Origin of the sequence: Kitasatospora sp. NPDC093558, from assembly GCF_040683475.1 — a bacterium.
In the GTDB taxonomy this organism is placed as follows: domain Bacteria; phylum Actinomycetota; class Actinomycetes; order Streptomycetales; family Streptomycetaceae; genus Kitasatospora.
Map to the genome: position 1 here is coordinate 1 of NZ_JBFBDY010000438.1, position 5,323 is coordinate 5,323.

Here is a 5,323-nt window from a genome sequence, read left to right on the forward strand (position 1 = left end):
GGCTGCGCCCGGACACCGACGTGTGCCGGTGCGAGGAGGTGCCGGTGGCGGCGATCCGGGAGGCGGTGGACGAACTCGGCGCGGGCGACCCGCGGACCGTCAAGCTGCTGACCCGGGCCGGGATGGGGTGGTGCCAGGGCCGGATGTGCGGTCCGGCCGTGGCCTGCCTTGCCGGGGGGCCCGCGCCGGGCCCGGACCGGCGGCCGTTCGCCTGCCCGGTGCCGCTCTCGCAGCTGGCGGCCGGCGACTGAGCCGCGCCCGGGCGAACACGGGGGCCGGGGACTCTTGTCTCCGGCCCGTCCCCACTAATAAAATGTCACACCTCACCAAGGAGTCATCATCGTGTCCCACACCCCGCACGACACCACCCGGCCCTGGCGCGGCATCATGGTCGCCACCGCGATCCCGCTGCGCCCGGACCTCTCCGTCGACTACGACGCCTACGCCGAGCACGTCCGCTGGCTGATCGACAACGGCTGCGACGGCGTCGTCCCCAACGGCTCGCTCGGCGAGTACCAGACCCTCACCGACGACGAGCGCGCCCGCGTCGTCGAGGTGGCCGTCGAGGCGGCCGGCGACGGCGCCCGCGTCATGCCCGGCGTCGCCGCGTACGGGAGCGCCGAGTCGCGCCGCTGGGCCGAGCAGGCCGCGGAGGCGGGCGCCGGCTCCGTCCTGCTGCTGCCGCCGAACGCCTACCGGGCCGACCACGCCTCCGTCCGCGCGCACTACGCCGAGGTGGCCAGAGCGGGCGTGCCGGTCGTCGCCTACAACAATCCGATCGACACCAAGGTCGACCTCGTCCCCGCGCTGCTCGCCGACCTGCACGCGGACGGCTCGATCGTCGCGGTCAAGGAGTTCAGCGGCGACGTCCGCCGGGCCTACGAGATCGCCGAACTCGCCCCCGGGCTCGACCTGCTGATCGGCGCGGACGACGTGCTGCTGGAGCTCGCGCTGGCCGGTGCGGTCGGCTGGATCGCCGGCTACCCGAACGCGCTGCCGGAGGCCTCGGCGGCGCTCTACAAGGCCGCCGTCGCGCACGACCTGGAGACCGCGCTGCCGCTCTACAAGGCGCTGCACCCGCTGCTGCGCTGGGACTCCAAGACCGAGTTCGTCCAGGCCATCAAGCTGTCCATGGACATCGCCGGGCGCCCCGGCGGGCCCGTCCGGCCGCCGCGCCGGCCGCTGGGGGCCGAGGCCGAGGCGGTCGTCCGCGCGGCCACCGAGAAGGCGCTGGCCGAGGGGCTGGCGTAGGTACGAGCCGTCACCAGGCCGGCTGACGGGGCGGCCGGCCCACATCCTCCGAGGGGAGTTCCGACTCATGCGCAGCCGTCACGTGTTCCACGCCGTCGACTCGCACACCGAGGGCATGCCGACCCGGGTCGTTACCGGCGGGTTCGGCGTCGTCCCCGGAGCCACCATGGCCGAGCGCCGGGTGCACTTCCAGCAGCACCTGGACCACTTTCGCACGCTGCTGATGTACGAGCCGCGCGGGCACGCGGCGATGAGCGGCGCGATCCTGCAGCCGCCGACCCGGCCGGACGCCGACTACGGGGTGCTGTTCATCGAGGTGTCCGGGCTGCTGCCGATGTGCGGGCACGGCACGATCGGCGTCGCCACCGTGCTGGTGGAGACCGGGATGGTGCCGGTCGTCGAGCCGGTGACCACCGTGCGGCTGGACACCCCGGCCGGGCTCGTGGTCGCCGAGGTGCACGTCGAGGACGGCGCGGCCAAGGCCGTGACGATCCGCAACGTCGCCTCGTACTCCGTCGCGCTCGACCGCAAGATCGACGTGCCCGGGTACGGGACGGTGAGCTACGACCTTGCATACGGCGGCAACTTCTACGCGATCCTGCCGCTCGCCGAGTTCGGGCTGCCGTTCGAGCGCGAGCGCAAACAGGACATCCTCTCCGCCGGGCTGGCCCTGATGGACGCGATCAACGCGGGCCCCGAGCGGCCGGTGCACCCGGAGAACCCGTCCTTCCACAGCTGCCACCACGTGCAGTTGCTCGCCCCCGGCTCGACCGCCGAGCACTCGCGGCACGCGATGGCCATCCACCCCGGCTGGTTCGACCGCTCGCCGTGCGGCACCGGCACCTCGGCGCGGATGGCCCAGCTGCACGCGCGCGGCGAACTGCCGCTCGGGCGGGACTTCCGTAACGACTCCTTCATCGGGACGACCTTCGTCGGGCGCCTGGTCGAGGAGACCGAGGTGGCCGGGCGGCCGGCGGTGGTGCCGACCGTCACCGGGCGGGCCTGGGTGACCGGCACCGCCCAGTACTTCCTCGATCCCACCGACCCGTTCCCGGCGGGCTTCTTGCTGTGACCGGGCCTGCTGTGACCGAGTCTGTCGTGATGTTCCGTTCGAAGGGCTGATCTGCCGTGACCATCACCTCGTACAACCCCGCCGACCCCGCGGACCTCGTCGTCGCCGTCGAGGAGCCCGGCGCCGAGGCCGTGCGGGCCGCCGTCGCGCGGGCCCGCGGCGCCCAGGCCGGCTGGCTGGCCGCGGGCGCGGGCGCCCGGTCGGTGGCGCTCGGCCGGATCGCCGACGCGGTCGAGGCGCACGCGGAGGAACTCGCCGCGCTGGTCGTGCGCGAGGTCGGCAAGCCGCTCGCCGAGGCGCGCGGCGAGGTCGCCCGCACGGCGGCGATCTGGCGGTACTACGCGCAGGCGCCGTACGCGCCGTCCGGGGCCGTGCACGAGACCGCGGGCGGGCCCGGGCTGCTGCTCACCCGGCGGCGGCCGCACGGGGTGGCCGGGCTCATCGCGCCGTGGAACTTCCCGCTGGCGATCCCGAGTTGGAAGGCCGCCCCGGCGATGGCGGTCGGCAACGCGGTGGTGCTCAAGCCCGCCCCCGAGGCGACGGCGTGCGCGCTGCGGCTGGCCGAGCTGGTGGCGCTCGCCGGGCTGCCGCAGGACGTGTTCGCGGTGCTGCCGGGCGGCGCGGAGGAGGGCGCGGCGCTGGTCGACGCGGCGGACGTCGTGTCGTTCACCGGCTCCACGGGGGTCGGCCGGGCCGTCGTCCGGGCGGCCACCGAACGCGGGGTGCCGGTGCAGGCCGAACTCGGCGGGCTGAACGCCGCGCTGGTGCTGCCGGACGCCGACATCGCGCAGGCCGCCGGGCACATCGCCGCCGCCGTCGCCGGGTACGCGGGGCAGAAGTGCACCGCCACCAGCCGGGTGATCGCGGTCGGCGAGGCATACGGACCGCTGCGGGACGCGCTGGTCAAGGCGCTGGAGGCGGCGGACGACGCGGTCTGCGGGCCCGTCGTCAACGCCGCCGCCCGGGACCGGCTGACGGGCGCCGTCGACTCGGCCGTCGCCGCCGGGGCCACCGTGCTCACCGGCGGGCGGGTGCCCGAGCGGCCCGGCTGGTACGTCGAGCCGACGCTGCTCGCCGGGGTGCCCGCCGAACACCCGCTGGCGCGCGAGGAGTTCTTCGGCCCGGTCGCCGTGCTGCACGCCGCGGCCGACCTGGACGCGGCGATCGTGCTCGCCAACGACACCCCGCACAGCCTGGCCACCTCGGTGCACAGCGGCAGCCTGGACGTCGCCCTGGCCGCCGCCGACCGGCTGGACGCGGGCATGATCCGGATCAACGCGCCGTCCAGCGGCGTCGACTTCCACCTGCCGTTCGGCGGTGCCAAGGGCGCGAGCCACGGCGAGCGCGAGCAGGGGCAGGCGGCGCTCGACTTCTACACCGTCGGGCGCACGATCAGCGTGCTGCCGGCCGGGCCGGGCGGGGGCGCGTGATGTACGTCCGCACCGTCGACTACCACACGGCCGGCGAGCCGTTCCGGATCGTGCTGGACGGCGCCCCGGTGATCCCCGGCGACAGCGTCGCCGAGCGGCGGGCGATCGCGATCGGCGCGGGCGGCCGGGCGACCGCGCCCCGGCCGAGCGCACTGGACGACGTCCGGCGGCTGCTCAGCCGCGAGCCGCGCGGGCACGCCGGAATGTACGGCGGGTTCCTGGTGCCGCCGGACGACGACGAGGCACACCTGGGCGTCCTGTTCTGGCACAAGGACGGCTACTCGACGGCCTGCGGGCACGGCACCATCGCGCTCGGCGCGTGGGCGGTGGACTCCGGGCTGGTCGCGGCCCCCGCGGACGGCGTGGCGCGGGTGCGGATCGACGTGCCGTCGGGGCGCGTCACGGCGCTGGTCCACCGGGCCGGCGGGCGGACCACCGGCGTGACCTTCCGCAACGTGCCGTCGTGGGTGAGCGCGCCGGCGCTGCCGGTGGCGACCTCGCGCGGCACGGTGGAGGTCGCGGTGGCGCACTCCGGGGCCTGCTACGTCACGGTGCCGGCGGCGGCGCTGGGGCTGTCGGTCGACACCGCGCGGCTGGCCGAACTCACCGCCGCGGGACGGGAGATCGCGCGGGCGCTGGAGGGCTCGGAGGCGGTCGCGCATCCGTCGGACCCGCAGCTGACGGGCGTCTACGGGGTGGTGCTGTACGACGAACTGCCCTGGGACGGGCCCGGGTTGAGCCAGCGCAACGTCACCGTCTTCGCGGACGGGCAGATCGACCGCTCGCCCTGCGGCTCCGGCACCTCCGCCCGGCTCGCGGTGCTCGCGGCGCAGGGGCGGATCGCGCCGGGGGATGAGCTGCGGCACGAGTCGGTCATCGGGACGGTGTTCCGCGGGCGGGTGCTGCCGGGCGGGGAACCGCTGGGCGAAGGCGTCGTCACGGAGGTGACGGGGGCGGCGCACCGGACCGGGGAGCACGGATTCGTGCTGGAGGAAGGGGACGGGCTTGGGGCAGGGTTCCTCCTGTGACTTCTTCTGACGCGAGTTCCTACGTACCGCCCGGTGCGGCGGCTGAGCCGCTCCAGTACGCCGTGCCGGGTGCCGGCGGCGTCACGCCCGCCCGGGCCGCCGACGCGATCGAGCGGATGCTGCTCGACGGGCTCGATCCCGAGGCGGCGCCCGTCCGCAGCGCCGTGCCCGTCCCGGCGGGCGAGCTGCTGATGATGCCGGCCGCCGCCGGGCGGTACGCGGGCGTCAAGATCGCCGGCGTCGCGCCCGCCAACCCCGGCCGCGGCCTGCCCCGGATCACCGGCAGCTACCTCCTGCTCGACGGGCCCACCCTCCAGCCCGTCGCGCTGCTCGACGGCGCCGCGCTCACCGCGCTGCGCACGCCCGCCGTCACCGCCGTCGCCCTGCGGCGGCTCGCCCCGCCGGACGCCGCGCACCTCGTGCTGTTCGGCGCCGGGCCGCAGGCGTACGGGCACCTCGACGCGCTGCTCGGGATCCGGCCGCTGACCCGGCTCACCGTGGTGGCGCGCAGTGCCGGGCCCGCGCAGGCCTTGGCCGCGTAC

The 5,323-nt window shown here is 75.8% G+C and carries 5 protein-coding genes and 1 pseudogene; all 6 read left to right on the forward strand.

Features of this window, described 5'->3' with window-relative positions; translation table 11 throughout:
* On the forward strand, positions 1 to 251 hold a 251-nt coding region (locus AB0O00_RS28445; protein WP_363656511.1), incomplete at its 5' end, for a (2Fe-2S)-binding protein.
* A gap of 91 nt (positions 252 to 342) precedes the next feature.
* Complete coding sequence (locus AB0O00_RS28450) at positions 343 to 1,251, forward strand: dihydrodipicolinate synthase family protein (RefSeq protein ID WP_363656513.1); 909 nt, start codon at positions 343 to 345, stop codon at positions 1,249 to 1,251.
* 67 nt (positions 1,252 to 1,318) lie between these two features.
* A complete protein-coding gene (locus tag AB0O00_RS28455) occupies positions 1,319 to 2,323 on the forward strand; it encodes a proline racemase family protein (protein ID WP_363656515.1) in 1,005 nt (334 codons plus the stop codon).
* 56 nt (positions 2,324 to 2,379) lie between these two features.
* Positions 2,380 to 3,753, forward strand: coding sequence for an aldehyde dehydrogenase family protein (locus AB0O00_RS28460; protein ID WP_363656517.1), 1,374 nt, complete (start codon positions 2,380 to 2,382; stop codon positions 3,751 to 3,753).
* Entirely contained in the window at positions 3,753 to 4,781 is a 1,029-nt protein-coding gene (locus AB0O00_RS28465) for a proline racemase family protein (protein WP_363656519.1), read from the forward strand. The genes AB0O00_RS28460 and AB0O00_RS28465 overlap by 1 nt, the downstream gene beginning before the upstream one ends.
* A 116-nt stretch (positions 4,782 to 4,897) precedes the next feature.
* Positions 4,898 to 5,323 (forward strand): annotated as a pseudogene (locus AB0O00_RS28470) (ornithine cyclodeaminase family protein); the annotation flags it as partial.